Source organism: Nocardioides sp. Z22_16, assembly GCF_058134365.1.
In genome coordinates this window covers 634,571-661,414 of sequence record NZ_JBYTTI010000001.1, presented here as the reverse complement: position 1 = coordinate 661,414, position 26,844 = coordinate 634,571, and the positions used below count along the sequence as shown (strand labels likewise).

Sequence of the window (26,844 nt, the reverse complement as noted above, 5' to 3'; positions counted from 1 at the left end):
CCCTAGGTTGGGGACATGACGAATCTCGCGACCCTTCTAGAGGACTCCGTTGCCAAGTACGCCGACCGCGACGCGGTCGTGCTGGGCGACACCCGGCTCACCTACGCACAGGTCGACCAGTTCGCCAACATGTGCGCCAACCTGCTGGTCTCCCGCGGGATCCGGCCGGGCGACAAGGTGGCGCTGAGCTGCCCGAACCTGCCCTACTTCACGATCGTCTACTTCGGCATCCTCAAGGCCGGCGCGACCGTCGTGCCGCTCAACGTGCTGCTCAAGGGTCGCGAGGTCGCCTACCACCTCGCCGACTCCGACGCGAAGGCCTACTTCTGCTTCGAGGGCACCCCGGAGCTGCCGATGGCCCAGGCGGGCCACGAGGGCTTCGAGGCCACCGACGGGTGCGAGCACTTCTTCGTCATCACCGCCGACCTCGGCGCCGACTCGCCCGTGGCGGGCGTCGAGACGATGGCCCAGGCGATGATGAGCCAGTCCCCGGAGTTCGCCGCCGTGGAGGTCGACGACGACGACACCGCCGTCATCCTCTACACCTCCGGCACCACCGGCCAGCCGAAGGGCGCGGAGCTGCGGCACAGCAACATGCTCTCCAACGCGCTGGCCGGCAAGGAGCTCTTCAACGCCGACCCCGAGCGGCCCGACACCTACCTGTGCGTCCTGCCGCTCTTCCACTCCTTCGGCCAGACGGTGATCCAGAACGGCGCCTTCGCCTACGGCGGCACCGTGGTGATGCTGCCCCGCTTCGAGGCCGAGGCCGCGCTGCAGCTGATGGCCAAGGAGAAGGTCACCTTCTTCGCCGGGGTGCCCACCATGTTCTGGGGGCTGCTCGGGGCGCTCGACGACGCCGGTGTCGACGTCCACGAGCTCGCCGCCAACCTGCGGGTCGCGATCTCCGGCGGTGCGGCGCTCCCGGTCGAGGTGCACAAGGAGTTCGAGCGCCGCTTCGGCGTCACCATCCTGGAGGGCTACGGGCTCTCGGAGACCTCGCCGGTGGCGAGCTTCTCGGTCTACGGCCAGCCGGCCCGGGTCGGCTCGATCGGCCCGGCCATCCCGGGCGTGGAGATGCGGCTGATCGACCCGGAGCCGGGGGTGTGGAAGGACGCCGAGGGCGACATCGGCGAGATCGCGATCAAGGGCCCCAACGTGATGAAGGGCTACTACGGCCGTCCCGACGCCACCGCCGAGGCCCTCGAGGACGGCTGGTTCCGCACCGGCGACCTGGCCCGGGTCGACGAGGACGGCTGGTACTACATCGTCGACCGGTCGAAGGACATGATCATCCGGGGCGGCTTCAACGTCTACCCGCGCGAGATCGAGGAGGTCCTGCTGACCCACCCCGACGTCTCCCTCGCCGCGGTGATCGGCGTCCCCCACGACAGCCACGGCGAGGAGATCAAGGCCGTGGTGATCCTCAACCCCGGGGCGACCGTCACCGAGGACGAGCTGGTCGCCTGGGGCAAGGAGCAGATGGCGGCCTACAAGTACCCGCGGATCGTGGAGTTCCGCGACTCGCTGCCGATGACCGCGACCGGCAAGATCCTCAAGCGCGAGCTCGACTGATGGGTCGCGGGATGGCGCTGGCGCTCGGGGTGCTGATGGTCGTGGCCGGGGGCTTGTGGACCGCCCAGGGACTGGGCTGGATCGGCGAGACGCCGGAGCGGGACTTCCGGGCCACGCTCGGCCCCGCGCTCGCGGGTCTGGGCGTCGCCCTCGTCTACGTCGCGGCCAAGGGTCCCCGATAGACTCGAGGGTGGACTTTCCCCGCTGACCAGGAGCTGCCCCGTGGCCACAGTCGTCGTCGACGTCATGCCCAAGCCCGAGATCCTCGACCCCCAGGGCAAGGCCGTCCACGGCGCCCTTCCCCGGCTCGGCTTCTCCGGGGTCAGCGAGGTGCGCCAGGGCAAGCGGTTCGAGCTGACGGTGGACGGCGAGATCACCGAGGCGGTGCTCGAGGACGTCCGCCGGATGGCCGAGACGCTGCTCTCCAACCCGGTCATCGAGGACTTCGAGGTCCACGTCGAGGAGCGCACGGTCGCCCAGGTCGCCGCGGGCGCGGGCTCGGAGCAGGCCCGATGAAGGTCGGTGTCGTCACCTTCCCCGGCAGCCTCGACGACGTCGACGCGCAGCGGGCGGTCCGGATCGGCGGTCACGAGGCGGTGGCGCTGTGGCACGGCGACGCCGACCTGCGCGGTGTCGACGCGGTCATCCTGCCGGGCGGCTTCTCCTACGGCGACTACCTGCGCTGCGGCGCGATCTCGCGCTTCTCGCCGGTGATGACCGAGGTCGTCGCGGCGGCGGGGCGGGGGATGCCCGTGCTGGGCATCTGCAACGGCTTCCAGATCCTCTGCGAGTCCCACCTGCTGCCGGGCGCGCTGATCCGCAACGACCACCGCAAGTTCAGCTGCGTCGACCAGCGGCTGCGGATCGAGAACAACCGCACTCCGTTCACTGCGGCCTACGAGGCCGGCCAGGAGGTGACGATCGTGCTCAAGAACGGCGAGGGCGGGTTCATCGCCGACGAGGCCACCCTGGACCGGCTCGAGGGCGAGGGTCAGGTGGTCGCGCGCTACCTCGGGGAGAACCCCAACGGCTCGATGCGCGCCATCGCGGGCGTCTGCAACGAGCGCGGCAACGTGGTCGGCCTGATGCCCCACCCCGAGCACGCGGTGGAGGAGCTCTGCGGCCCCGGCACCGACGGGCTCGGCTTCTTCACCAGCCTCGCCGAGCAGGTGTTCGCATGACCCCGCGGCGCCTCTTCCGTCTCGTCGCGACCGCCGAGGCGATCACCTGGGCCCTGCTGCTGGCCGGGATGTTCCTCAAGTACGTCACCGAGACCACCGAGATCGGGGTGCGGATCGGCGGGATGCTGCACGGCGCGGTCTTCCTGGCCTACTGCGTGACCACCGTCCTGGTCGCCGTCGACCAGCGCTGGCCGGCCAAGCGCTTCCTGCTGGGCCTGGCCTGCGCGGTGCCGCCGTTCGTCACCGTCTGGTTCGAGCGGTACGCCGAGCGGCAGGGGCTGCTCGACGACAGGTGGCGGCTGCGCACGGACGCTCCGGCCGGGATCCCGGAGAAGGCCGCGGCCTGGCTGGTCCGCAAGCCGGGGCAGGGGCTCGCCGTCGGGCTCGCCCTGGTGGCCGTCCTCTTCGCCGGCGCGATGCTGGCGGGTCCGCCCGTCTGACCCGCAGCATCCTCAGAAGCGCCCGGCCTGCAGCTGCTTCCAGGTGCTCGCGCCGGTGATCCCGCTCTGCGTCAGCTTGCGCCGCGCCTGGTAGGCCTTGACGGCCGCCTCGGTCGCGAGGTCGTAGACCCCGGTGCCGGCCAGCTTGCCGGCACCGGCGGCGTTGAGGGCCCGCTGCAGCCGGAAGACGGCCGCGCCGGCGGAGCCGACCTTGAGCACCGGCGTCTCCCCGGCCGCGTGCAGCACCACCCAGTGGCGCTTGCGGAACTTCGGCGAGGGCGTCAGGCCGTGCGCCTGCTGGAACGCCTGAGCCGCCACCCGGGTCCGCTTGGTGTACTTCCCGCTGATCCGGTGGGCGTAGTGCCCCTGCTCGGCCAGCGTGCACTGCAGGATCTTGACCCGCTTGGCGTTCGCCTTCTTCGGCTTGAGCAGGTGGTAGCGCGGGTAGGTCGTCCGCATCCCGCTGCACCGGGTCTCGGGGTCGGCCACGCTGCCGCGACCGAGGTCGAGGAAGTTGCTGTCGATGTTGATGGTGACCCCGCCCCACGTCTCGTTGTGGCCACCCAGGTACTGCTTCATCCGGCCGCCGGGGCGCCAGCCCTCCTCGCCGATGTAGGTGGTCGAGGTGTTGGCGAGCCCGTCCCAGCGCGCGATCCAGATCTGCTGCGGAAGGCGGAACTGGCCGGGCCGGCTCACCCGGGCGTCGTCGAGCATCTTGATCCCGGAGCTGGCGCTGGAGTAGACGCCGCTGACGTAGCCGCGCGCCTCGATCCGCTCGACCCAGCCGTGGATGAAGGCGAGGGCCGACTCGCGGCAGTGGGTGTTGGTGTAGTCGAAGCCCTCGAGGTCGTACCAGAGGGTGCTGCCCGGCGCGAGGCCGTAGCCGGCCGCGTCGTCGGCGTTCTTGTCGGCCTCGGTGGCTCCCTGAGCGCGGGCGGTCGGGTAGGTGCCGTCCCCCGGGGCGGGGGAGATCTTGAAGTCGTCCTTGTAGCGCGGGAACCGGGGCTGGCAGGAGGCCTGCGGACCCAGCGCGATCGGCAGCAGGCGCCACCCCCTCGCCAGCTGGGTGGAGATCCAGGCGGGGTTGAGGTTGGGCTGGGTGCGGCAGGCGCGCGAGTCCCCGGAGATGTAGATGCCGACCGCCAGGAAGGGGGAGTGCTCGAGCCAGGTGTCCATCGCCGCCTGGGTGGGCGCCACGCACTGGTCGAAGCCGTAGCCGGTGAAGTCGCCGGGGGTGACGATGCTCTGCTTGGCCTTGCGGGCCGCGGCTCCCTCGCCGGGGTCGCCGCTGGCGACCGCGGAGGTCGAGGCCAGCAGGCCGGCGGTGAGGGTGAGCGCCGCGAGGGCGGCGGTCAGCAGGCGGGGACGACGGGTGGGGCGCATGAGAGTCTCCAGAGCGAGGGAAGTCCTGGCACCCTAACCTCACCAATCACACTGGTCACAGGGATCACGGCGAACTACATCTGGGTAGTTCCCCGACACGCCTCAGGTCGTGGAACGGAGCGGCTCGGGCGCTCCGGTCTCACCTACGCTGACGCGAGCGTCCGTGAGGGCGGGCGCGCCTGGAGCGGTGCCATCTCCGGCGCCGTGCCGCGGCACGAGGGGGAACCATGGAGCGGCTGTCGACGGTGTGCCCGCACTGCGGGGGACCCGAGCAGCTCGCGCCCACCTGTGCCACCTGCGGCGCCCTGCTGTGGTTCCAGACCCCGGTCCCCGAGGAGGTCGAGGACACCGCCGACCGTGTCTACCCGGGGCTCTCCGACGTCTCCGAACGCCCGGTGGTGCGCGACCACGCGGGCACGCCCGACGGGCAGCCGCCGGATCTCCCGGGTGGGACCGGTGGTGCGCCGGGTGTCACGACCGGACGGGTGCGGGCTGCCGGGCCGGGACGCCGCGGGCTGAGGATCCTCGGCGCGCTCTGCGTGACCGCGGTCGTGCTGGCCCTGGTGGTCGGCGGCTGGCGCTTCCTCGCGGGGGAGCCGGCCGCCCGCGTGGCCGAGCCCGGCGGGGGGCGGCCCGCCGCCACCGCCGAGTCCGAGTCCGGGTCCGACTCCGGGTCCGACTCCGGGTCCAAGGAGTCGCGCCCCGAGTCGGAGCAGCCCGAGTCGGAGCAGCAGGACGGCGGGCCGGCGGAGGAGCCCGTCCCGGCGGAGTGCACCGGTGAGTACGTGCTGGTGACGCCGGCCGCGACCGCCGTACCCCGGGGCTGCGAGGCGCTCGCGGCGGCGCTGGCGGAAGCCTCGGCGACGGGCGGGGCGGTCGCCGCCGCCTACGAGGGACCCTTCAAGAGCTCCCGGGTGGCGTGCCGCCGGCGCGACGAGATCGGCGGCAGCGACGTCCACGTGCGCCAGCTGGCGCGGGACGCCGGTCCGCGCGTGGCCTGCGCCTGCCTGATCGCCCCCCGCAAGCTGCCCGACCTGGGACCGGGGGGCGTCGCGGGAGCGGGCTTGGGGCGCGGCGTCGCGGTCTCCGACGTCCAGGTGCTGCTCAGCGGGGTGGGCCTCGAGGTGACGGTCGACGGGTTCTTCGGCCCGGAGACCGAGCGCCTGGTCCGCGGCGTCCAGCGTGACGTGGGGCTCCCGCCGACCGGCCGTATCGACCGGGAGACCTGGAAGGTGCTTCTGGGCTCGTGCGAGTGACCCCGCCCAGGTCGCCTAGGGTGGGCGCGTGGCCGCTGCCTTCGAGAACCTCGACACCGTTTCCGTTGCCGCACAGGACCCCGAACGGGCCCAGCCGTGGGCCGATCTCGGGTTGAAGGCCGACGAGTACGCGCGCATCCGCGAGATCCTCGGCCGCCGTCCGACCAGCAGCGAGCTGGCGATGTACTCGGTGATGTGGAGCGAGCACTGCTCCTACAAGTCGACCAAGGTCCACCTCAAGCAGTTCGGCGAGCTGCCCCAGGAGACCACCGCGGGCAAGATGCTCGCGGGCATCGGCGAGAACGCCGGCGTCATCGACATCGGCCAGGGCTACGCGGTCACCTTCAAGGTGGAGAGCCACAACCACCCCTCGTTCGTGGAGCCCTACCAGGGAGCGGCCACCGGCATCGGCGGCATCGTCCGCGACATCCTGGCGATGGGCGCCCGGCCCGTCGCGGTGATGGACCCGCTGCGGTTCGGTCCCCTGGACGCCGACGACACCCACCGGGTGCTCCCCGGGATCGTGGCCGGCGTCGGCGGCTACGGCAACTGCCTGGGGCTGCCCAACATCGGCGGCGAGGCGGTCTTCGACCCCAGCTATGCCGGCAACCCGCTGGTCAACGCGCTCTGCGTCGGCGTCCTGCGCCACGAGGACCTGCACCTGGCCAACGCCTCCGGCGTCGGCAACCAGGTCATCCTCTACGGCGCCCGCACCGGCGGCGACGGCATCGGCGGGGTCAGCGTGCTGGCCAGCGAGACCTTCGACGCCAACGAGGACGGCAGCTCCGGCCCCGCCAAGCGACCGAGCGTCCAGGTGGGCGACCCCTTCATGGAGAAGCTGCTCATCGAGTGCACCCTCGAGCTCTTCGCCGCCGGCGTGGTCGCCGGCATCCAGGACCTCGGCGGCGCCGGGCTCAGCTGCGCCACCTCCGAGCTGGCGAGCGCCGGCGACGGCGGGATGCACGTCCACCTCGACCGGGTGCCGCTCCGCGACTCCTCCCTCGCGCCGGAGGAGATCCTGATGAGCGAGTCGCAGGAGCGGATGATGGCCGTCGTCGAGCCCGGCGACGTCGCGGCCTTCCTGGCCATCTGCGCCAAGTGGGACGTCGAGGCGGTCGTGGTCGGCGAGGTCACCGACACCGGCCGGCTGGCGATCGACTGGCACGGCGAGCGGGTGGTCGACGTCCCCCCGGGCAGCGTCGCGCACGACGGCCCCACCTACCAGCGCCCCTTCGCCCGCCCGTCCTGGCAGGACGCGCTGCAGGCCGACGGCGCCGAGAGGCTGCCGCGGCCCCTCGGCGGCGGGGAGCTCCGCGACACCCTGCTGCGCATGGTGGCCAGCCCCAACCTCTGCGACAAGTCGTGGATCACCGACCAGTACGACCGCTACGTGCGCGGCAACACGGTGCTCGCCCAGCCGTCGGACAGCGGGATGATCCGGATCGACCCCGACACCAACCTCGGTGTCGCGGTCTCCACCGACTGCAACGGCCGCTTCACCAAGCTGGACCCCTACGCCGGGGCGCAGCTGGCGCTCGCCGAGAGCTACCGCAACGTCGCCACCGGCGGGGCCCGCCCGGCCGCGGTCTCGGACTGCCTCAACTTCGGCAGCCCCGAGGACCCGGACGTGATGTGGCAGTTCGCCGAGGCCTGCCGGGGCCTCAAGGACGGCTGCCTGGAGCTGGGGATCCCGGTCACCGGCGGCAACGTCAGCCTCTACAACCAGACCGGCGAGACGGCGATCCTGCCGACCCCGGTGGTGGCGGTGCTCGGCGTGGTCGACGACGTCACCAAGCGGGTGCCGAGCCACTTCGCGGCCGAGGACGAGCAGATCTTCCTGCTCGGCGAGACGCGCGAGGAGCTCTCCGGCTCGGAGTGGGCCCACGTCGTCCACGGCCACCTCGGCGGCACCCCGCCCCGCGTCGACCTGGCGGCCGAGCGGGCGCTGGCCGCGCTGCTGGCCGAGGCGGTCGGCGGCGGCGTGCTGAGCAGCGCGCACGACCTCTCCGACGGCGGCCTCGCCCAGGCGCTGGCCGAGGCGACGTTCGGCCGGGGGATCGGTGCGCAGGTGGCGCTCTCCAAGGTCGCGGACGGCGACCCGTTCGTGGCGCTCTTCTCCGAGTCCGCGGCCCGGGCGCTGGTCACGGTGCCGGCCGACCGGGCCGAGGCCCTGCTGGCGCTGGCCCACCGGCACGGCGTGCCGCTCACCGGCCTGGGACTCACCGGCGGCGCCGAGCTGGTCGTGGACGGCGAGTTCAGCGTGCCGGTCTCGCAGCTCCGCGACGCCTGGGCGGCGACCCTCCCGGCAGTGCTCGGCTGAGGCGGTCGGGTCCCGTGGCCGTCGTCGTGCTCCCCACCGCCGCCCTGCGCGACGCCGTGGGCGCGGTCGAGGGCGCGGAGCTGGTCGTCTGGGCCGGCGGTGACCCGCCGCCGCGCGCCGACGAGGTCGAGCTGGTCGTGGCGCCCTACGACACCGGCGGGCTCCCGGACCTCTCCGGCCTCCCCGCCCTCCGGGTGGTGCAGGTGCAGTCCGCCGGGTACGACGGCATGGTCGCGCAGCTGCCCTCCCCGCCGCACGGTGCCGGGGTGGTGCTCTGCAACGCCACCGGGGTGCACGACGACGCCACCGCCGAGCTCGCCCTGGGACTCACCCTCGCCAGCCTCCGCGGCATCGACGACGCGGTCCGCACCGCCGGGCAGTGGCACCGCGACCTGCGCCGCCGCTCGCTGGCCGACAGCCGGGTGCTGGTGCTGGGCTACGGCTCCATCGGCCGCGCGATCGCCGAGCGGATGCTCGCGTGCAAGGCGGTGGTCACCGGGGTGGCGAGCCGCCCGCGCGCCGACGACCTGCTCGGCCAGGTGCACGGCGTCGAGGAGCTGCCCGAGCTGCTGCCGGCCCAGGACGTGGTGGTCGTGGTGCTGCCGCTCACCGACACCACCCGGCACATGGTCGACGACGGGTTCCTCGCCCGCCTGCCCGACGGCGCGCTCGTGGTCAACGTCGGCCGCGGGCCGCTGCTCGACACCGACGCCGTGCTGGCCCACGCGGGGCGGCTCCGCTTCGCCCTCGACGTGACCGACCCCGAGCCGCTGCCCCCCGAGCATCCGCTCTGGCAGGCGCCCGGGGTGCTGATCACCCCGCACGTCGCCGGCGGCACCACCGCGATGCTGCCCCGGATGGCTGCCCTGGCGCGCGCCCAGATCGAGGCGTACGTCGCGGGGGAACCGTTGCGCAACGTGGTTCACGACCCCGCTGCGTCCTGAGCCTGGTGGCCGGGACGCCCGCTAGGCACCCCGGCCACCGTCTCGTCGCTCAGCTGGAGCGGCGCATCGACCGCACCCCCACCAGCACGCCGAGGGCGGCGACGACCGCCGCGCCCGCGAACCCGGCGGCGACGGTGTCGACCGGGAAGGTGCCGCCGAAGAGGGCGCGCACCGCCTCCACCACGTAGGTCAGCGGGTTGAGGTCGGAGGCGATCCGCAGCCACCGCGGAGCGTCCTCGACCGGGAGCAGCACCCCGGCGAGCAGCAGCACCGGGAAGAGGAAGGTCTGCTGGACGGTCCAGAACATCCAGTCCTGCCCCTTCGACGCCAGTGCCAGGGCGAAGGAGAGAGCGCCGACCCCGACGCTGAAGAGCGCGAGCACCAGCACCCCGACCAGCACCCCGCCGAGGTGCAGGTCGTAGCTGAACGGGGTCACCACGGCGAGGATGACGGCCGTCTGCATCAGCATCGGCACCACCTCCTTGAGCGCGCGGCCGACCAGCAGCGAGGAGCGGCTGAGCGGCGAGACCAGCTGCCGCTCGTGGGACCCGGTCTGCATCTCCTCCATCAGGTTGGAGCCGGTGAACGAGGCGCCCATCAGGCAGGTCATGGCGACGATGCCGGGCACGAACCACTGCAGCGCCGAGCCGCCCCCGGCCTGCTCGGGCAGGAGCGGGGCGAAGAGGCCGAGGAAGACCAGGGGCTGGACCATCGCGAAGAGCACCGACATCGGCTCGCGCCACACGGGCTTGAGCTCGCGGGTCATCACGTTGAGGGTGTCGGCCAAGAATCCGCCCTTGGCGGTCAGGCCTGCGTCGTACGTCGTCATGCTGCTGCTCCTTCTCGCGCGTCGTCGGTTCGCTGGTCGGTTCGCTCGTCGTGCGGGACGTCGGACTCGGCGCCGGCCGCCTCGTGGGCCTCGCGCAGGCTGCGACCGGTCAGGTCGAGGAAGACGTCGTCCAAGGTGGGCCTGGCCACCTCGAGGCGGAGGACCGGCGCCCCCGCCGCGTGCAGGTCGACGACCAGCGCCGGCGCCTGCGTGTGCGCACCCGGCGCCCGGACGACCACCTCCGCCCCCGTGCGCTCGACTCGGGCGCCGGGCGCGAGCCGGGCGGCGCGCTCGGCAGCCGTCGCGGCGGCCGTCTCGTCGGCCAGGGTGAGGGTCACCCGGTCGCCGAGGCGTTCCTTGAGGCGGGAGGCGGTGTCGTCGGCGACCATCCGCCCGTGGTCGATCACCACCACCCGCTCGGCCAGCGCGTCGGCCTCCTCCAGGTAGTGGGTGGTCAGCACGATGGTGCTGCCGGTCTCGCGGTGCAGCCGCTCGACCAACCCCTGCAGGTTGGCCCGGTTCTGCGGGTCGAGCCCCGTGGAGGGCTCGTCGAGGAAGAGGACCCGCGGGAGGTGGACCAGGCCCATCGCGATGTCGAGCCGCCGCCGCTGCCCTCCCGACAGGGAGGAGACCTTGCGGGTGGCGACCGACCCGAGGTCGAGGTCGGCGACCAGCTCCTCGGCCCTCGCCCTGGCGGCGGCCCGGGAGAGCCCGTGGGCCCGGCCCTGGCTGACCAGCTCGTCGCGGCCCAGCTGCTGGTGCCCGGCCCCGTTGCCCTGGCCGACGTAGCCGATGGCCCGGCGCACCTCGCGCTGGCCGCGGACCACGTCGTGGCCGGCGACCGTGGCGGTGCCAGACGTCGGTGGGATGAGGGTGGTGAGCATCCGCAGGGTCGTCGACTTCCCCGCGCCGTTGGGGCCGAGGAAGGCGACCAGCTCGCCCTGGCCGATCTCCAGGTCGAGGCCCTTGACGGCCTCGACCGTCTCCTTCTTGGTGGTGGACCGGGCGGTGAAGTGCCGGGTGAGTCCCCGCGTCACGATCACCGGTCCGGACTGGCTGTGTGCTCTGTGGTCTCTCGTCATACCGACGACGCTAGGAGTCATTCCGGTCAGGTTCTGGCCTGAATGAGAACTATCCTCGAGGCATGAGCACGAGTGAACGGATGCTGCGCCTGCTCTCCCTCCTGCAGACACGGCGCTTCTGGCCGGGCGGCGACCTGGCCGGCCGCCTGGAGGTCAGCGAGCGGACCCTGCGCCGCGACGTGGAGCGGCTGCGCGACCTCGGCTACCAGGTCGACGCGGTCCGCGGCGCCGCCGGCGGCTACCAGCTGCGGGCGGGTGGCTCGTTGCCGCCGCTGCTGCTCGAGGACGAGGAGGCGGTGGCCATCGCCGTCGGGCTGCGGACGGCAGCCGCCGGGGCGGTCGGGGGCATGCAGGACTGGTCGGTCCAGGCGCTCACCAAGATGGTCGCGCTGATGCCGCCCCGGCTGCGTCGGCAGATCGACGCGCTGGCCACCCAGACCGAGGCCCCCGGCCCGTGGTCGGGTCGGCCGGCGGTGGACGCCGCGGTCCTGACCACCCTGGCGCAGGCCTGCCGGGACGGCGAGGCGGTGCGCTTCGACTACGCCGCGCGCGACGCCGAGGTCACGCACCGCCTCGTAGAGCCGCACCGCCTCGTCTCCCTCGGCAGCCGGTGGTACCTGGTCGCCTACGACCGGGACCGGCACGACTGGCGCAGCTTCCGGATCGACCGGATCTCCCAGCCGCTGCCGTCGGGGCAGCGCTTCCGTGGCCGTGAGCTGCCGGCCGACGACGCGCTCTCGTTCGTGCAGGCCGGCATTCGGAGCATGCCGCAGCGGTACGCCGTGCGGGTGCGCATTGCGGCGCCTCCCGCGGAGGTGGTGGCTCACGTGGGGCGCTGGGCGGAGGTGCGCGAGGCCGACGGGGGGTGCGTGATGGAGATGAGCACGGACTCCCTCGACTGGCCGGTGATGGTGCTCGCCGCCACCGGCGCCGACTTCACCGTCGAGACGCCCCCGGAGCTGGTCGAGGCCGTCGCCGAGGTGGGGGAGCGGTTTAGCCGGCTCTCCCGATGAGGGTCTACGTGCGCCTGGTGAATCTGACGTCTCCGTTCGGGAGGGTGTGGGTGGTGAAGTGGGTGTCGTGGGCGCGGTGGTGGTGCCAGGGGCAGAGGAAGGTCAGGTCGGCGAGGTCGCTGGTGCCGCCGTGGCCCCAGGGATCACGCCCGTGGTGGGCCTCGCACCACGTCGACGGGACCGTGCACCCCTCGGTCGCGCAGACCCGGTGGGTCAGGGTTTTCGCGAGCCGCTGCTGTGGGGTGAAGAACCGGGTCGACCTCCCCATGTCCAGCGGGACCCCGTCGGTGCCGAGAACGGCGGGGATGATCCCCGCCTGACAGGCCAGCCTGCGTGCCTCTGAGGCGGTGATCGGGGTGGCCTGGTCACCGTTGCTGATGATGGTCCCGATCCCCAGGTCTTCGCGGAGCTGGGCGAGGTCGATGGTGACCACCACCCGGGTCGCCCCACCGCCGTGGATCGGCATCCGGTTGGGGTCGGCGGCTTCCAAGAACGCCAGGAACGCCTGCCCGTGCAACCGCTCTTGGGGCAGCCGGATCCCGGTGGCGGGGTCGCGTTGGGCGAACCCCCCGAACGGGGTCGCCGCCCCGGTCTCCTTCCCGGCGTCCTGCTTGGGTGAGGTCCACGCGTCCAGCACCGTCCGGAGTCGAGCGGCGATGGCGTCGGGGACCCGGGCGTGGAGGTCGGTGGCGCCGTCACCCCGCTTGCGGAAGGTCAACCGGGTCGCGGTGTTCGCGCGGTGCTGGGCCCGGTCCAGGGCCCTCTTCTCGTGCTCGTCTGCGGTGCCGGGAGCGACCACCTCGAGGATCTTCGCACCGAGCCGTTCCAGGTGGACCGGGTCGAACATCGCCGCGGCCTCCACCAGGTGCGCCTCTGCCGCGGCCAGCACCTCGGTGGGGATCTCCTCGCCGGGGATCGGGTCGGTGACCAACGCATCGAGGGCCTTGGCGATCACCCGCGCCTGCGGGAGGGTGACCCGCCCGTCCTCCAGGGCCACGGACACGAGCTGCCAGCGGGTGGTCAGGGCGTCGGCGAGCTTCTCCGCGGCCCGGGCGGGTCCGAACCCCGACCGGGTCCGTGCCGCCAACCAGGCCGCGGGTGACCGGGCCCCGTCCGCTTCAGCGATGCCACCAGGTGCACCGGCGGTGTGCAGGACCCGCATCCGCAACGACTCCAACCGGTCACCCAACCGGGTCAGCTCCAACAACGCTTCCCGGTGCGCGACCGTAGACAGGTACATCGGATCGACCTCGACGGTGGCGTCCAACGCGGCCGAGATCACGAGGCAGGCACGGCTGATCGGATGCGTCCCCGTCCCCGCACCCACTGTGTCGTCGACGTACATCCCGAACCCCCCGTCACCAGCGACCGGAGCCACCCCGAACCGGGCTCCGACCGATGTGACAAGTCAACCAGGCGCCACCGACAACTTACGCTCAGAACAGCCCGTTCCTGCCACTATGTGGACACACATTCGAACCCCTTCCGCAGAGCTCCGCCACTGCCGTCGGGCAGTGCATGGTGCCGCACCCCGACCGTGCTCCTGGACCACGAGCGTCTCGCCGGCGCTGCGGATCGGCCTGCTCACCGGCAGCGTTGAGCGTGTCTTGTCGGGCGGCCGCACAAGCGGCGATCATCGTGGGATGGAGTTCGGCACGGACGCAGGGCTCGTCGTCCAGATCGGTGTGGTGGCCACCGTCCTGGTCGCCCTCTGGGTGCTGCCCGACTGGTCGAAGCACCGCGACCGGCTGCTCCGGGCGGGCCGCGCACTCCACCTCGCCGAGCCCGAGCCGGTCGAGCCGGCCGGTCCGCCGATCGAGCGGATCGCCGCCGACGCCCAACGGATCCGCACCCAGATCAGGCAGGCGCCGCGGGGGATGCCGGTGGCCCGGATGCGTGGGTGGGTCGCGGCGTACGACGACGTGCTGGTCACCGCCTGCCGGGCCCTCGACCTCGAGGAGCGGCTCAGCGACCTGCCGCCCGGTCCCGAGCGGGAGCTGGAGCGGGAGCGGGTGGAGCGGATGCTGGTCCGGGAGGGCGTGCTGATGCCGTGGGCGAGCTGACGACGGCTCCGCCGACCGCCGTGATCACGACGAGGAGCCTGGCCTGTCGGGCGGCGTCGTCCGCTCCCGGAACCAGGTCGTGGTGCCGGGTGTCATCCCGCGTGACTTGGGGGTCTGGGGGACCGGCACGACGATGAGGGCCGCGTCCTGGGGCAGGGACCACTTCAGCGCGTGGTAGACGACCGAGAGCGACTCGGTGCTCTCGATCGCCAGCAGCCCCGGCGCGATCGGCCGGGCCTCCAGCCACGGTCCGTCGAGCTCGTCGGGCGGCTCGGAGGTCCAGGCGAGGAAGGCGGTCACCGGGCCATCCTCCACCGGTCGCCCCTCCGGGCTCGCGCACCGGGCTGTCGCGCACCGGGCTGTCGCGCGCCGGGCTATCGTGCGGCGGGTGGCGCCGAGACTGAGACGAGCGGACCCGGCGGAGCTGGCCCGGGCGATGAGCGCGATCGACGAAGCCGGGGAGGCCGGTGAGCCGGCGCCGGCCGACCTCAAGCTGCTCACCAAGCACTTCCTGGCGGTCCTGAGCGAGCGGGCGCCCGGCAACTCCGTCGAGGTGCGGGTCCCGCCGTACGCCGCCGCGCAGGTGATCCCGGGCGTCCGGCACACCCGCGGCACCCCGCCCGCGGTGGTCGAGATGGACGCCGGCACCTGGGTGGCGCTCGCGACCGGGAGGCTCCACTGGGCGGACGCCGAGGCGGCGGGCTCCCTGCGTGCGAGTGGGCAGCGGGCCGACCTCGCGCCCTACCTGCCCCTGGTGGAGGATTGAGCCATGTCGACGACCGCCACTGAGCCGGCCACCGGGAGCCGGCCGTCCCGGGCCGTGCTCTCCGTGCGCTCCCTGCACCTCCGCACCGAGCTGGCCCTCCTCGAGCAGGGCGGCAGCGAGGTCGAGGACCGGGGCACCCACCTGGTGGTCCGCACACCGGCCAACCCCGACTTCCACTGGGGCAACTTCCTGCTGCTGCGCAGCCTGCCGGTCCCCGGCGGGGCGCGCGAGGTGATGGGTGCCTGCTTCACCGAGTTCCCGCGCTCCCGGCACCGCGCGATCACCTTCGACCTCACCGAGCCGCTCGGCGACGACCCGGTCCTGGCTGAGTTCGTGGAGGCCGGGATGACCGCGAGCACCTCCGTCGCGCTCACCGCCACCGCCCTGGTGCCGCCGCCCCACCCGCACGCCGACGCCGTGCTGCGCCCGCTCGCCTCCGACGACGACTGGGAGCAGCGGGTCGCGCTCACCCTCGCGGTCACGGAGCTGTCGCGCCGCACCGTCGAGCCCTACGCCCGCGGCCGCGTCGCCGCCGAGCGCGCCCTCGAGCGGCAGGGACTCGGCCAGCGCTGGGGAGCCTTCCTCGACGACCGGCTGGTGGCCACGGCCGCGGTCTACCGGGCGGTGGACGACCTCGCCCGCTACCAGGTGGTGGAGACCCACCCCGACTTCCGCCGGCAGGGCCTGGCCGGCACCCTGGTGCACCGCGTCGGCACCTACGGGCTGACCGAGCTGGGCGCCCGGACGCTGGTCATCGTCGCCGACGACGCCGACGACGCGATCCGGCTCTACCGGTCACTGGGCTTCGAGGGGACCGAGCAGACCACCGAGCTCGAGCAGCTGCCCTGACCGTATCGTGGGCGCCATGAGTGCTCAGCTGCGTGACAAGGTCCAGCAGGTCCTGCCCGGTCTCCGCCGCGATCTGGAGGACCTGGTCAGGATCCAGTCGGTCAGCGCCGACCCGGCCCGCGCGGCCGAGGTCGAGCGGAGCGCGGAGGCGGTGCGGGCGCTCTTCGCGGCCGAGGGCTGCGAGGCCCGGATCGTCCGGATCGACCACGGCGGCCCCGCGGTGATCGCTCACAAGGCCGGGCCCGAGGGCGCCCCGACCGTGCTGCTCTACGCCCACCACGACGTGCAGCCCGAGAACGACCACGCCGAGTGGGACTCCCCGCCGTGGGAGCCGACCGAGCGCGACGGCCGGCTCTACGCCCGCGGCGCCGCCGACGACAAGGCCGGCATCGTCGCCCACCTGGCCGCGCTGCGGATCTTCGGCGACGACCTCCCGGTCAACGTGGTCGTCTTCATCGAGGGCGAGGAGGAGGTCGGCTCCGAGACCCTGGTGCCGCTGCTGCGCGAGCACGCCGACGAGCTGGCGGCCGACGTGATCGTGATCGCCGACTCGGGCAACTGGGACGTCGGCGTGCCGGCGCTCACCACCAGCCTGCGCGGCCTGGTCCGCGCCGACATCGAGGTCCGCACCCTGACCCACGCGGTCCACTCCGGCATGTGGGGCGGCCTCGTCCCCGACTCGCTGATCGCCCTCTCGCGGGTGATCGCCAGCCTCCACGACGACGAGGGCAACGTCGCCGTCGAGGGGCTGCACTCCGGCCCGGCGGCCGACGTCGACTATCCCGAGGAGAGGCTGCGCGCCGAGTCGGGCGCCGTCCCGGGCATCGGGTGGATCGGCTCGGGCTCGGTCGTGGAGCGCCTGTGGACCAAGCCGGCGCTGAGCATCACCGGGCTCGACGCGCCCCAGGTCGACGGCGCCTCCAACACGCTCGTCCCCGCCGCGCGCGCCAAGATCAGCCTGCGGATCGCGCCGGGCGACACCAGCGCCAACGCGGTCGAGTGCCTGCGTGCCCACGTGGAGCGTCACGTGCCGTGGGGTGCCGAGCTCACCTTCACCGTGGTCGACACCGGCGAGGCGACCCAGATCGACGCGACCGGTCCGGCGTACGACGCGGCCCGCGCCGCCTTCGCCGAGGCGTGGGACGGCACCGCCCCGGTGGACATGGGCGTGGGCGGCTCGATCCCGTTCATCGCCGAGTTCCTGGAGACCTTCCCGGAGGCCAGCGTGCTGGTCACCGGCGTCGAGGACCCCGACACCCGCGCGCACGGCGCCAACGAGGGCCTGCACCTGGCCGAGTTCGAGCGCGTGGTCCTGGCCGAGGCGCTGCTGCTCGCCAAGCTCGCCGACTGAGCGGGCCCCGGCGCCCTGCCGCCGGGCCCATGCCGCGGCGACGCCTCAGCGGGCCAGCGGCAGGGTGACGGTGAAGGTGGTGCCCTGGCCGAGGGTGGAGTCGAAGGTGATCCGGCCCCGGTGGCGCTCCACGATCCGCTGCACGATCGTCAGGCCCAGCCCGGTGCCGGGCTGCGCGACCGCGGTCGGGTTGGTGGAGCGGAAGAACTCCTGGAAGAGCTGCTCCTGGTCCTGCTCGGAGATGCCGAGGCCGGTGTCGGAGACCTTGAGCTCGACGATGCGGCGCTTGGCCTCCAGCGAGACCGTGACCGTGCCGCCCTCGGGGGTGTACTTGGCGGCGTTGCTGATCAGGTTGGCGCAGATCCGGTCGAGCCCCGACTCCTCGGCCAGGGCCAGCACCGGCTCCCGCGGCGCGTCGACGACGACCTTGAGCTCCTTGCGCTCCAGGGTCACCCGGAGCAGGTCGAGCACGTCGTGCACGATGTCGGTCACGTTGACCGGCACCGGCTTGAACTCCACGTGCGGGTCGCCGACCTGGGCGAGGAGCAGCAGGTCGTCGATGAGCCGCTGCATCCGCACCGCTCCGCGCTCCATCGAGGAGATGGAGCTGCGCACCTGGCCGTCCAGGCCGGGCACCGACTCCAGCATCTCCACGTGGCCGAGGATCGAGGTCAGCGGGTTCTTCAGCTCGTGGGCGATGGTGGCGATCAGCCGGCTCTTGTAGCCGTTGAGCTCGCGGAGCTCGTCGATGAGCCGCCGCTCGCGCTCGAAGGTGCGCGCGTTGAGCAGCGCGCGACCCAGGTCGTGCCCGATGTCGAGGGCGGCCTGCTTCTCGATGGGCGACCAGTCCAGCCGCCCGCCGCGCCGGGTCAGCACCAGGTTGCCCAGGCACTCGGGGCCGGCGCCCAGGGGCACGAAGAGCATCGAGGTGACGTCGATGGTCCGCATGAAGTCGGTGATGTGCTGCTCCTGCTCGGGCGTCATCACCCCCAGTGCCGGGATGACGTCGTTGAGCACGGCGACGTCCTGGACCTTCCACAGCATCCGCGCCGAGGCGCGGGCGATCTCCTTCAGCTCGTCCTCGAGCCGGATCTCGGCGCCGTTGGAGGCGTAGACCGCGCCGCTGCCCTCGCCGTCCTCGTCGAAGGTCTGGATCCACATGCCGAAGGAGTTGAAGGCGGTGGTCAGCGCGGGCTGGGAGACCTCGATGATCCGGTCCATGGAGAGCTCCGAGCTCACCTCCCGCACGATCATCCGGGCCGCGTCGGCGAGCCGCACCTGCTCGGCGAGCTCGGCGCGCTCGAAGGCGGTGAGGACGGCGCGCCGGGTCTGCTCGGCGTAGCGGCGCAGCTCCTCGCGCTTCTCCGGGCCCGGACGACGGCGGTCGAGCGGCAGGTCGACCGAGAGCAGGCCGCGCAGGACGCCCTCGTCGTCGTAGATGGGCGCCATCAGCAGGTCGAGCGGGTGCCACATCTCGGGGTCCTTCGGGACCGCCAGGTCCGGCACCCAGCCGAGGGTCTCGATGTCGAGGCTCATCCGCTCCTGCGGGACGAAGCGCAGCGCGCCCCACTCCTCGGAGGTCGCCAGCTCCAGCTCGATCTCGTCGATCGGGGTGCGGTGACCCAGCAGCTGCTCGCGCGCCTCGGTGCTGCCGGCGACGGCGACCATCTCCAGGGTCCGGTCCTCGCGCGCCACGCTGATGGCTGCGACCTCGAAGCCGACCACCTCGGTCACGCCGACGGCGATGTTCTGCAGGGCGTCGACGAACACGGCCTCAGCGTGTGTCTCGCTCATGCGGCTGGCTCTCCCGGTCTCGGCGCCATGGGTACGGCTCTTGCGATGATGCCTACTTCATAGTAAGTGCGCTTCCCGAGAGCGGGCGGTCGATTACCGACATTGATCGCCAGGCCTTGTTGTGCCCCTCAGGGGCCGTTCCCAACCCCGTTGATCGCAAGATGGCGCTGTGTCGTGAGACACCTCCGACCCGCCGTACACTGGCTCCCGTGGCCCAGTCCAGCAGCACGCGCAAGGGTGGGGACGGTCGTCTCTCCCAGGCCCTCGACCCGCAGGAGCCGGGTCCCCAGGACGCGTGTGGCGTCTTCGGGGTCTGGGCGCCGGGCGAGGACGTCGCCAAGCTCACCTACTTCGGCATCTACGCGCTGCAGCACCGCGGCCAGGAGTCGGCCGGCATCGCGGTGAGCAACGGTCGCCAGATCCTCGTCTACAAGGACATGGGCCTGGTCTCCCAGGTCTTCGACGAGTCGACGCTGGAGTCCCTCCGCGGCCACCTGGCCATCGGCCACGCCCGCTACTCCACCACCGGGGCCAGCACCTGGCACAACGCGCAGCCGACCTTCCACCCGACCGAGAGCGGCTCGATCGCGCTGGCCCACAACGGCAACCTGATCAACACCGCCGAGCTCGCCGAGATGGTGACCGCCGGCGAGCTGGAGGGGCTGCTCGACGTCCGGGTCCCGGTCTCGACCAACGACACCAGCGTGGTCACCGCCCTGCTGGCCCACCACCCCGACTCCACCGTCGAGGAGCGGGCGATGGAGCTGCTGCCCCAGGTCAAGGGCGCCTTCTCGTTCGTCTGGATGGACGAGCACACCCTCTACGCCGCCCGCGACCCCCAGGGTGTGCGGCCGCTGGTGCTCGGCCGGCTGGAGCGCGGCTGGGTGGTCGCCTCGGAGACCGCAGCCCTGGACATCGTGGGCGCCTCGTTCATCCGCGAAATCGAGCCGGGCGAGCTGATCGTCGTCGACGAGGGCGGGCTCCGCACGCGCAGGTTCGCCGAGGCCGCTCCCAAGCACTGCCTCTTCGAGTTCGTCTACCTGGCCCGTCCCGACACCCTGATGAACGACCAGCGGGTGCACAGCGTGCGGGTCGACATCGGCCGGCGGCTGGCCCGCGAGTTCCCCGCGGAGGCCGACCTGGTGATGCCGGTGCCGGAGTCGGGCACCCCGGCCGCCATCGGGTACGCCGAGGAGTCCGGCATCCCGTACGGGGTCGGCCTGGTCAAGAACTCCTACGTCGGCCGGACGTTCATCCAGCCCTCGCAGACCATCCGCCAGCTCGGCATCCGGCTCAAGCTCAACCCGCTGCGCGACGTCATCGAGGGCAAGCGCCTGGTCGTCGTCGACGACTCCATCGTCCGCGGCAACACCCAGCGGGCCCTGATCCGGATGCTGCGGGAGGCGGGCGCCCGCGAGGTCCACGTGCGGATCTCGTCCCCGCCGGTGAAGTGGCCCTGCTTCTACGGGATCGACTTCGCCAGCCGGGCCGAGCTGATCGCCAACGGGCTGACCACCGACGAGATCCAGCGCTCCATCGACGCCGACTCCCTGGGCTACATCGGGCTCGACACCCTCGTCGAGGCGACCACGGTGCCCAAGGACGACCTCTGCCGCGCCTGCTTCGACGGTCACTACCCGATCCCGCTGCCCGCCCCGGCGCTGCGCGGCAAGGGCGTGCTCGAGAACGCGGCGGACAGCTGCGGCGGCTTCGCGATCGCCGGCCCGACCGACGTCGACGGGCTCTCGGCGTCGTTGAGCGGAGCCGGCGCGGCCGACTCCCTGCGCCACCCGTGACTCCCAGCCCCCTCCTCTGCCCAGCCCCGTCCGCCAGGAGTACGCCGTGACCGACGCCCAGCCCACCCCCGGGCAGAACGCCTACGCCGCCGCCGGCGTCTCCATCGAGGCGGCCGACCGCGCGATCGACCTGATGAAGGCGTGGGTGGAGAAGGCCCGGCGACCGGAGATGATCGGCGGGCTCGGCGGCTTCGCCGGCCTCTTCGACGCCTCCGCGCTGACCCGCTACACCCGTCCGCTGCTCGCGACCTCCACCGACGGGGTCGGCACCAAGGTGGCGATCGCCCAGGCGATGGACGTCCACGACACGATCGGCTACGACCTGGTGGGCATGGTCGTCGACGACCTGGTCGTCTGCGGTGCCGAGCCGCTCTTCATGACCGACTACATCGCGACCGGGCGCGTGGTGCCTGAGCGGATCGCCGCGATCGTCAAGGGCATCGCCGAGGCGTGCGTGGAGGCCGGCTGCGCGCTGATCGGCGGGGAGACCGCGGAGCACCCGGGCCTGCTGGCACCCGACGAGTACGACGTCGCGGGGGCCACCACGGGGGTGGTGGAGGCCGACCTGCTGCTGGGCCCGGGCCGGGTGCGCCCCGGCGACGTGGTGGTCGCCATGGAGGCCTCGGGTCTCCACTCCAACGGGTACTCGTTGGTGCGGCACGTGCTGCTGGGCGCCCCGGCCGACGGCGGCGCGGGATGGCAGCTCGACCGGGAGGTCCCCGAGCTGGGGCGCGCCCTGGGCGAGGAGCTGCTCACCCCCACCCGGATCTATGCCAAGGCCTGTCTCGACCTGGCCGGCGCGACGCGGACCCACGCCATGTCCCACGTCACGGGCGGCGGTCTCGCCGCCAACCTGGAGCGGGTGATGCCCGAGGAGCTGGTGGCCCGGGTCGACCGCTCCACCTGGACCCCCCAGCCGGTCTTCGACCTGGTGCGCCGGGTGGGCCAGGTCTCGCAGGCCGACCTCGAGGCGACCCTCAACTGCGGCGTCGGGATGATCGCGCTGGTCCACCCCGACGACGTGGACGCGGCGGTGGCCACCCTGGCGCAGCACGGGGTGCGCGCCTGGATCGCGGGCGACGTGCGGGCCGCCCAGGGCTCGGGCGAGGCGGGCCGAGTCCTGATGGAGGGACAGCACCCCGGCTGGTGAGGCGCCCCCGGGATTGCGCTGGCAGCGAACTTTCGCCCTCGGCCGCGCTCAAACGCCGGGGCGGGTGTGCGAGATGCCCCCACCACCGGGTAGCGTGATCCCCACGAGTATCCAGTCAAGAGACCGGGCGCCGCGGCGTATGCGCCAAGAGCCCCGGCCAAGCGTGCGAGGGGGTCGGACCCTATGGGGCGCGGCCGAGCGAAGGCCAAGCAGACGAAGGTCGCCCGCGACCTGAAGTACCGGACTCACGAGACGGACTTCGGGGCGTTGGCGAAGGAGCTGCATGGTGAACCGGACAGCAGTAGCACCGCCAGCACGGACGAGGCGGAGGCGGACTACCTCGACGACTGGTCCGACTACGCGGACCCGCCGCGACGCGACTGACTGACGCCCTCCGTCGGTCGCTGAGCGGTCAGGAGGGCGCGGCGGGTCGCTGACCCGTCGGTCAGGGCAGGTGGATGCCGCCCAGGCGGCCGACGTCGCGCATGCGTCGTTCGGCCAGCCGGTCGGCGGCCACCGCCGGCGGCACGCCGTCGCGTGCGGCGAGCTCGAAGACCGAGCGGGTGGTGTCGTAGATGCCAGTGGCGCGCTGCTTGGCGCGCTCGAAGGAGAAGCCCTCGAGCTCGTCGGCGACCTGGATCACCCCGCCGGAGTTCACGCAGTAGTCGGGGGCGTACAGGATGCCGCGCTCCTGGAGCGACTTCTCCACCCCCGGGTGGGCGAGCTGGTTGTTGGCCGCGCCGCAGACCACACGCGCCCGGAGTACCTCGACCACCTCGTCGTCCAGCGCGCCGCCGAGGGCGCACGGGGCGTAGACGTCGAGCTCCTCGACGACCAGCGCCGCGGTGGAGGCCACGACCCGCACCTGGGGGTGCTCCTGCCGGATCCGGTCGACGGCGGGGGCCCACACGTCGGTGACCACCACCTCGGCCCCGTCCTCGAGCAGGTGGGCGACGAGGTGGCGGCCGACCTTGCCGACCCCGGCGATGCCGACGGTCCGGCCGGCCAGGGAGGGGGAGCCCCAGGCGTGCTCGGCGCTGGCACGCATGCCCTGGAAGACGCCGTACGCCGTGAGCACCGACGAGTCGCCCGCCCCGCCGTGGGCGACGGTGCGGCCGGTGACGAAGTCGCACTCCCGGGCGATGAGGTCCATGTCCTCGGAGGTGGTGCCCACGTCGCAGGCGGTCAGGTAGCGGCCGTGCAGCGACTGCACGAAGCGCCCGTAGGCCCGCAGCAGCGCCTCGGACTTGCCCGTGCGGGGGTCGCCGATGATCACCGCCTTGCCGCCGCCGTGGTCGAGCCCGGCCAGGGCGTTCTTGTAGGTCATGCCGCGGGAGAGGGCCAGCGCGTCGCGGACCGCGTCGTCGGTCGAGGCGTAGGGGTGGAAGCGGGTGCCGCCCAGGCCGGGTCCCAGGACCGTGGAGTGGAGCGCGATCACCGCACGGAGGCCGGAGGCGGGGTCGTGGCAGAAGACGACCTGCTCGTGCGCGCTGCCCTCGGCGAAGACGTCGAGGCTGCCCCCGAGGCCGAGGCCGAGGCCGGGGGAGGCGGGGGCGGGATCGGTGCTGGTCACGCGCTTGCTCACGGTGCTGCCCACTTCCTCCGGCTGGGCCGGTCTGTCGTGGCCACGGGGGTGGTGTGGCGCTGGCGGTCGCGGGCCACGCGGGTGGTGTGGCCTGCGTCACCAGCCTAGTGGCGGCTCAGCTCCGCTCCTCACGGTGGGTGCGCCGGGGCCCGGACTCCGCCATGACCACCACGTCCCCGTGGGTGCCGTAGCCGAGCAGCGGCCCCCCGGCCCCCTGCCCGTTGAAGGTCACCATCCGCCAGCCCCGCTCGCCCGGCACCAGGGTGGGCCACGGGAGGTTCGTCGGGTAGGGCGCGTCGAGCTCGCCGATCTCGGTGAGGTCGAGGTCGAAGACCGGGAAGCGGGCACGGTGCTCGCGCCGGTTGTCGCGGCCGTCGCTGGCCAGCACCCGGACCGGCCCGTCGCGGCCGTCGAGACGCAGCAGCGTCACCCCCTCGGTGGCTCGTCGGTCGGTGGCCGCGGCCCGCAGGGTGAGGCGGTCCAGGGAGGGCCCCGTCGCCAGGCACGGGTGGAACCGGAAGAACTTCCGGGCGCTGGCGTAGCCGACCAGCCACTCGTCGCCGTCGCGCAGCAGGTGCGGGTCCCAGACTCCCACCGAGGTGAGTCCGTCGGTGGGCAGCGGGAGCTCGCGGGTGTCGAGCACGTGCTCGCCGTCGATGACGTCGGCCTCGGTCTCGGCGAGGGTGCACCGCACCGACGGGTTCCGCTCGCGGTCGAAGTCGCCCCAGGTGCTGGTGGCCACCAGCCACCGGGCGCCGTCGCGCACCAGGTGGACCGCGTGGTCGCCGAAGACCCCGGGCCGGTCCGGGCGCCGGAAGTAGAGGTCGGCGCTGTGGGTGAGGTGCGACGAGTCGGGGGCCAGCCGCCACACGCTGGTGTGGGCGGTGTCGAAGAACCCCGGCCCGGCCGAGGTCGCGGTCAGCAGCCAGTCGCCACGGTGGCGCACGGGTCGGCCGTCGGCCTCGGTGACCAGGCGCACGTCGCGCAGGCCGAGGTGGCCGAAGCCCCCGCTGCGGATCCGGGTCACCAGGGCGCTGTCGGAGCGGTGCCCCAGGCGGATCGCGCCCAGCCACGTCTCGTCGTGGGTGTCGAGACGTCCGGTCAGGTCCACCCGGGCCCGGGCCGTCCAGCGGTCGTCCTCCAGGCAGAAGAGGGTCAGGTGGAGGCCGGTCAGGGTGAGGGCCAGGGCGGAGGGCCGCCAGGCGACCCTGCCGTGGCGGCGGCTGCGGTGGGTGGTCAGGCGCAGCGCCCGGTCGGTGACGTCCAGCCCGACGTCACCGGTGTCGGGTGCGTACCACCCGCACAGCCGCGTGCCGCCGGAGTCGATGCTCAGCTCCACCCGCTCCGCCCGGTGCCCGGGGTCGCGCAGCTCGGCCTGGACGGCGACGTAGGGCGCGGGACGCGGGGTGGCGAACCGCGAGGAGGTGCCGGCGGTGAAGCGCTGCTGCGAGGTGGCGGGTGAGACGAGTGCGAACGGTCGTTCCCGCGCGACGATCTCCAGGGGCGGCAGCACGCGGTCATCATGGCAGCGACGCCGGCCGGCTGGTCGCCCGGGACGACGAAGCGCCCGGTTCGGGACGTGAACCGGGCGCTTCGTGTGCTTGTGGGCAGGGGCGGGGTCGAACCGCCGACCTTCCACTTTTCAGGCGGACGCTCGTACCAACTGAGCTACCTGCCCAAGCGCAGGGAAGCCTACAACAGGGCCTCGCGCCCCGCGCAAACCAGGGGGGCGACATTTGGGCAGGCCCGGGAGTGCGCCCTAGGATGGCGTGCGCGCGCTGGCCCCCATCGTCTAGCGGCCTAGGACGTCGCCCTTTCACGGCGGTAGCACGGGTTCGAATCCCGTTGGGGGTGCGGTCCAGACCCCGGGTCGGCCTCGATTGTGAGTCCCACCGGGGGATGGGTTAGAGTTTCCCCGCTTCCGCAAGGAGGCGAAAACTACACAGCATGGCCCTGTAGCGCAGTTGGTTAGCGCGCCGCCCTGTCACGGCGGAGGTCGCGAGTTCGAGTCTCGTCAGGGTCGCCATCGATGCCCCGGACCATCTGGTCCGGGGCATCTGTCGTCCCGCGTAGGGTGGGTGGCATGCAGGTCTCCCGTGACGTGTTCGACTCGTTGGTGGAGCAGGCGCTGGACGAGATCCCCGCCGAGCTGACCGCGCTGATCGACAACGTGGTGGTCCTGGTGGAGGACGAGCCGCCGGACGACGACCCCGACCTGCTCGGCTACTACGACGGGGTGGCGCTGACCGAGCGGCCGGCCAACCACGCCGCCGCCCTGCCCGACCGGATCCTGCTCTTCCGCGGCCCGTTGCTGGACATGTGCGTCGACGAGGCTGAGCTCGTCGAGGAGATCCGGATCACCGTGGTGCACGAGGTCGCCCACCACTTCGGCATCGACGACGTCAGGCTCCACGAGCTCGGCTACGCCTGAGCACGGCCCGCCACGACGCTGCCCGCCACGACGTGGGCCGCGGTGGAGAGGGCCAGCCCCCGAGTCGGGTCAGGAGACGTGGCTGTTGGCGGCGGGGGCGATCTGAGCGGTCCACGGGACCGGCGCCTCGCCCCGCATCTGCCGCGTGAACTGGTCGAGGAGCCACTCCTGCAGGTTCCGCTGCTCGGCGGACCGGGCCAGGGAGAGGAGCCGCTGGGCCCGGCAGAAGGCGTCGGCCAGGTCGAACATCTCCAGCATGGTGCCGAAGATCTGGGCCGACTCCGGAGAGGCCTCGAACGTGAGGTCGGCGCGGCGGTCGCCCGAGCGCAGGGTGGTGCCGACCCGCTCGAGCATCGCGGGAGGGAACTGGCGCTCGAAGGTGGAGAACATGTGCGAGAGGTCGCGGGCCAGCGGGTAGTCGGCCTCGTGGGCGAGCGCGAGGAGCCGCAGCTCGCGGCGCAGGTTGTTGTACTGGGTGAGCACGCTCAGGAAGAGCTTGAGGTCGACGTCGAGCAGCTGCACGGTGACCGAGTCGGGCAGCGGCCGCCACGGCGTGTCGAGGTCGTCGACCATGTCGATGACGCCCTCGCGCGCCCCGCCCTCCTGGAGGGTCGACGCCGGCTCGAACCAGACGACCTTGCCGTCCCGCTCGATGGAGGCCCCCCAGGCCACCGACGACATCGCCACCATGGAGAGGCCCCGGCCGAAGGTGGTGAGGAACTCGTCGAGGTCGGTGTCACCGGCGTTGTCCATCGCGGGTTCGCCCATCACCGGTGGTCGACGGGATCCGTCGAAGACCTCGATCCGGGGATGCTCCCGGGTGCCCCGCACGCGCACGTTGATCGGTGCCTGCCCGTGCAGGATCGCGTTGGTCACGAGCTCGGAGACACCCAGCTCGGCACAGTCGAGGAGGTCGTCGCGCCCCAGCTCGCTGCACAGCCCGAGAACCCAGCGCCGAGCGTCCGCGACGGCGCTCGGTGCCGAGTCAAGAGGCAGTGCATCCTTGTTCAGGGGCAAGTGGTGGATCCTCGAGGGGCAG

26 protein-coding genes and 3 tRNA genes are annotated in these 26,844 nt (G+C 72.8%); 19 read left to right on the top strand and 10 right to left on the bottom strand.

Annotation, left to right across the window (positions count from 1 at the left end; all coding sequences use genetic code 11):
- The first annotated feature begins 15 nt into the window (after positions 1 to 15).
- Genes AC3X7R_RS03200 through AC3X7R_RS03180 form a run of 5 tightly spaced genes read left to right on the top strand, consistent with a single transcriptional unit; the run spans position 16 to position 3,193 of the window.
- A complete protein-coding gene (locus tag AC3X7R_RS03200) occupies positions 16 to 1,572 on the top strand; it encodes a long-chain-fatty-acid--CoA ligase (RefSeq protein ID WP_489964110.1) in 1,557 nt (518 codons plus the stop codon).
- Positions 1,573 to 1,583: 11 nt separating this feature from the next.
- Positions 1,584 to 1,754 (top strand): hypothetical protein, encoded by a 171-nt coding sequence (locus AC3X7R_RS03195; protein ID WP_489964109.1) that lies wholly within the window; start codon positions 1,584 to 1,586, stop codon positions 1,752 to 1,754.
- A gap of 40 nt (positions 1,755 to 1,794) precedes the next feature.
- Entirely contained in the window at positions 1,795 to 2,088 is a 294-nt protein-coding gene (purS, locus tag AC3X7R_RS03190; RefSeq protein WP_489964108.1) for a phosphoribosylformylglycinamidine synthase subunit PurS, read from the top strand.
- Positions 2,085 to 2,753 carry a phosphoribosylformylglycinamidine synthase subunit PurQ gene (purQ, locus tag AC3X7R_RS03185; protein ID WP_489964107.1) on the top strand — a complete coding sequence of 223 codons (669 nt, stop codon included), beginning with the start codon at positions 2,085 to 2,087 and terminating at the stop codon, positions 2,751 to 2,753. The genes purS and purQ overlap by 4 nt, the downstream gene beginning before the upstream one ends.
- Complete coding sequence (locus tag AC3X7R_RS03180) at positions 2,750 to 3,193, top strand: DUF3817 domain-containing protein (RefSeq protein ID WP_489964106.1); 444 nt, start codon at positions 2,750 to 2,752, stop codon at positions 3,191 to 3,193. The genes purQ and AC3X7R_RS03180 overlap by 4 nt, the downstream gene beginning before the upstream one ends.
- Before the next feature lie 12 nt (positions 3,194 to 3,205).
- Here AC3X7R_RS03180 and AC3X7R_RS03175 read toward each other — a convergent pair whose 3' ends face one another.
- On the bottom strand, positions 3,206 to 4,576 hold the full coding sequence (locus AC3X7R_RS03175) for a glycoside hydrolase domain-containing protein (RefSeq protein WP_489964105.1): 1,371 nt from the start codon (positions 4,574 to 4,576) through the stop codon (positions 3,206 to 3,208).
- 227 nt (positions 4,577 to 4,803) lie between these two features.
- Between AC3X7R_RS03175 and AC3X7R_RS03170 the strand changes: the two genes are divergently transcribed.
- Genes AC3X7R_RS03170 through AC3X7R_RS03160 form a run of 3 tightly spaced genes read left to right on the top strand, consistent with a single transcriptional unit; the run spans position 4,804 to position 9,096 of the window.
- The gene (locus tag AC3X7R_RS03170; protein WP_489964104.1) at positions 4,804 to 5,832 is read left to right on the top strand and encodes a peptidoglycan-binding domain-containing protein; all 1,029 of its coding nucleotides are present in this window, start codon (positions 4,804 to 4,806) and stop codon (positions 5,830 to 5,832) included.
- A 28-nt stretch (positions 5,833 to 5,860) separates the two neighbouring features.
- Complete coding sequence (purL, locus tag AC3X7R_RS03165) at positions 5,861 to 8,152, top strand: phosphoribosylformylglycinamidine synthase subunit PurL (RefSeq protein WP_489964103.1); 2,292 nt, start codon at positions 5,861 to 5,863, stop codon at positions 8,150 to 8,152.
- A 14-nt stretch (positions 8,153 to 8,166) separates the two neighbouring features.
- Positions 8,167 to 9,096: an NAD(P)-dependent oxidoreductase gene (locus tag AC3X7R_RS03160; protein WP_489964102.1), complete on the top strand. Its 930-nt coding sequence runs from the start codon at positions 8,167 to 8,169 to the stop codon at positions 9,094 to 9,096.
- A 49-nt stretch (positions 9,097 to 9,145) separates the two neighbouring features.
- Here the strand turns inward: AC3X7R_RS03160 and AC3X7R_RS03155 are convergent, their stop codons facing one another.
- Both AC3X7R_RS03155 and AC3X7R_RS03150 read right to left on the bottom strand, forming a co-directional pair.
- Complete coding sequence (locus tag AC3X7R_RS03155; protein WP_489964101.1) at positions 9,146 to 9,925, bottom strand: ABC transporter permease; 780 nt, start codon at positions 9,923 to 9,925, stop codon at positions 9,146 to 9,148.
- Positions 9,922 to 11,007 (bottom strand): ATP-binding cassette domain-containing protein, encoded by a 1,086-nt coding sequence (locus AC3X7R_RS03150; protein WP_489964099.1) that lies wholly within the window; start codon positions 11,005 to 11,007, stop codon positions 9,922 to 9,924. Before AC3X7R_RS03150 ends, AC3X7R_RS03155 begins: the two co-directional genes overlap by 4 nt.
- Before the next feature lie 62 nt (positions 11,008 to 11,069).
- On the opposite strand from AC3X7R_RS03150, the gene AC3X7R_RS03145 reads away from it, so the two are divergent.
- The gene (locus tag AC3X7R_RS03145; protein ID WP_489964098.1) at positions 11,070 to 12,020 is read left to right on the top strand and encodes a helix-turn-helix transcriptional regulator; all 951 of its coding nucleotides are present in this window, start codon (positions 11,070 to 11,072) and stop codon (positions 12,018 to 12,020) included.
- A 4-nt stretch (positions 12,021 to 12,024) separates the two neighbouring features.
- On the opposite strand, the gene AC3X7R_RS03140 is transcribed toward AC3X7R_RS03145, so the two are convergent.
- Complete coding sequence (locus AC3X7R_RS03140) at positions 12,025 to 13,365, bottom strand: HNH endonuclease signature motif containing protein (RefSeq protein WP_489964096.1); 1,341 nt, start codon at positions 13,363 to 13,365, stop codon at positions 12,025 to 12,027.
- A gap of 298 nt (positions 13,366 to 13,663) precedes the next feature.
- On the opposite strand from AC3X7R_RS03140, the gene AC3X7R_RS03135 reads away from it, so the two are divergent.
- A complete protein-coding gene (locus tag AC3X7R_RS03135) occupies positions 13,664 to 14,083 on the top strand; it encodes a hypothetical protein (RefSeq protein ID WP_489964095.1) in 420 nt (139 codons plus the stop codon).
- Between the two features lie 24 nt (positions 14,084 to 14,107).
- On the opposite strand, the gene AC3X7R_RS03130 is transcribed toward AC3X7R_RS03135, so the two are convergent.
- A complete protein-coding gene (locus tag AC3X7R_RS03130; protein ID WP_489964094.1) occupies positions 14,108 to 14,383 on the bottom strand; it encodes a hypothetical protein in 276 nt (91 codons plus the stop codon).
- A gap of 88 nt (positions 14,384 to 14,471) precedes the next feature.
- Here AC3X7R_RS03130 and AC3X7R_RS03125 point away from each other — a divergent pair, with 88 nt between their 5' ends.
- From AC3X7R_RS03125 to AC3X7R_RS03115, 3 genes are read left to right on the top strand one after another with little or no spacing between them, the layout of a single operon-like run.
- On the top strand, positions 14,472 to 14,849 hold the full coding sequence (locus tag AC3X7R_RS03125; protein WP_489964093.1) for a sterol carrier family protein: 378 nt from the start codon (positions 14,472 to 14,474) through the stop codon (positions 14,847 to 14,849).
- A gap of 3 nt (positions 14,850 to 14,852) precedes the next feature.
- Positions 14,853 to 15,698 carry a GNAT family N-acetyltransferase gene (locus tag AC3X7R_RS03120; protein ID WP_489964092.1) on the top strand — a complete coding sequence of 282 codons (846 nt, stop codon included), beginning with the start codon at positions 14,853 to 14,855 and terminating at the stop codon, positions 15,696 to 15,698.
- A 16-nt stretch (positions 15,699 to 15,714) separates the two neighbouring features.
- A complete protein-coding gene (locus AC3X7R_RS03115; RefSeq protein WP_489964091.1) occupies positions 15,715 to 17,049 on the top strand; it encodes a dipeptidase in 1,335 nt (444 codons plus the stop codon).
- A 45-nt stretch (positions 17,050 to 17,094) separates the two neighbouring features.
- Here AC3X7R_RS03115 and AC3X7R_RS03110 read toward each other — a convergent pair whose 3' ends face one another.
- Positions 17,095 to 18,843 (bottom strand): sensor histidine kinase, encoded by a 1,749-nt coding sequence (locus AC3X7R_RS03110; protein ID WP_489964090.1) that lies wholly within the window; start codon positions 18,841 to 18,843, stop codon positions 17,095 to 17,097.
- 209 nt (positions 18,844 to 19,052) lie between these two features.
- Between AC3X7R_RS03110 and purF the strand changes: the two genes are divergently transcribed.
- The 3 genes from purF to AC3X7R_RS03095 all read left to right on the top strand — a co-directional run bounded on the left by purF (position 19,053) and on the right by AC3X7R_RS03095 (position 22,173).
- Entirely contained in the window at positions 19,053 to 20,639 is a 1,587-nt protein-coding gene (purF, locus tag AC3X7R_RS03105; RefSeq protein ID WP_489964089.1) for an amidophosphoribosyltransferase, read from the top strand.
- A gap of 46 nt (positions 20,640 to 20,685) precedes the next feature.
- Entirely contained in the window at positions 20,686 to 21,789 is a 1,104-nt protein-coding gene (purM, locus tag AC3X7R_RS03100; RefSeq protein WP_489964088.1) for a phosphoribosylformylglycinamidine cyclo-ligase, read from the top strand.
- Positions 21,790 to 21,972: 183 nt separating this feature from the next.
- Positions 21,973 to 22,173 carry a DUF3073 domain-containing protein gene (locus AC3X7R_RS03095; RefSeq protein WP_489964087.1) on the top strand — a complete coding sequence of 67 codons (201 nt, stop codon included), beginning with the start codon at positions 21,973 to 21,975 and terminating at the stop codon, positions 22,171 to 22,173.
- Between the two features lie 61 nt (positions 22,174 to 22,234).
- Here AC3X7R_RS03095 and AC3X7R_RS03090 read toward each other — a convergent pair whose 3' ends face one another.
- The 3 genes from AC3X7R_RS03090 to AC3X7R_RS03080 form a co-directional block, all read right to left on the bottom strand.
- On the bottom strand, positions 22,235 to 23,374 hold the full coding sequence (locus tag AC3X7R_RS03090; RefSeq protein WP_489964086.1) for a Glu/Leu/Phe/Val dehydrogenase dimerization domain-containing protein: 1,140 nt from the start codon (positions 23,372 to 23,374) through the stop codon (positions 22,235 to 22,237).
- Positions 23,375 to 23,489: 115 nt separating this feature from the next.
- The gene (locus tag AC3X7R_RS03085; protein WP_489964085.1) at positions 23,490 to 24,887 is read right to left on the bottom strand and encodes a hypothetical protein; all 1,398 of its coding nucleotides are present in this window, start codon (positions 24,885 to 24,887) and stop codon (positions 23,490 to 23,492) included.
- Positions 24,888 to 24,978: 91 nt separating this feature from the next.
- Positions 24,979 to 25,052, bottom strand: a tRNA-Phe gene (locus AC3X7R_RS03080).
- Positions 25,053 to 25,155: 103 nt separating this feature from the next.
- Here AC3X7R_RS03080 and AC3X7R_RS03075 point away from each other — a divergent pair.
- The 3 genes from AC3X7R_RS03075 (at position 25,156) to AC3X7R_RS03065 (ending at position 25,805) form a co-directional block, all read left to right on the top strand.
- Positions 25,156 to 25,228, top strand: a tRNA-Glu gene (locus AC3X7R_RS03075).
- 95 nt (positions 25,229 to 25,323) lie between these two features.
- Positions 25,324 to 25,400, top strand: a tRNA-Asp gene (locus AC3X7R_RS03070).
- 57 nt (positions 25,401 to 25,457) lie between these two features.
- Positions 25,458 to 25,805: a metallopeptidase family protein gene (locus tag AC3X7R_RS03065; protein ID WP_489964084.1), complete on the top strand. Its 348-nt coding sequence runs from the start codon at positions 25,458 to 25,460 to the stop codon at positions 25,803 to 25,805.
- A 69-nt stretch (positions 25,806 to 25,874) separates the two neighbouring features.
- Here the strand turns inward: AC3X7R_RS03065 and AC3X7R_RS03060 are convergent, their stop codons facing one another.
- Positions 25,875 to 26,822, bottom strand: coding sequence for an ATP-binding protein (locus tag AC3X7R_RS03060; RefSeq protein WP_489964083.1), 948 nt, complete (start codon positions 26,820 to 26,822; stop codon positions 25,875 to 25,877).
- Positions 26,823 to 26,844 lie beyond the last annotated feature (22 nt).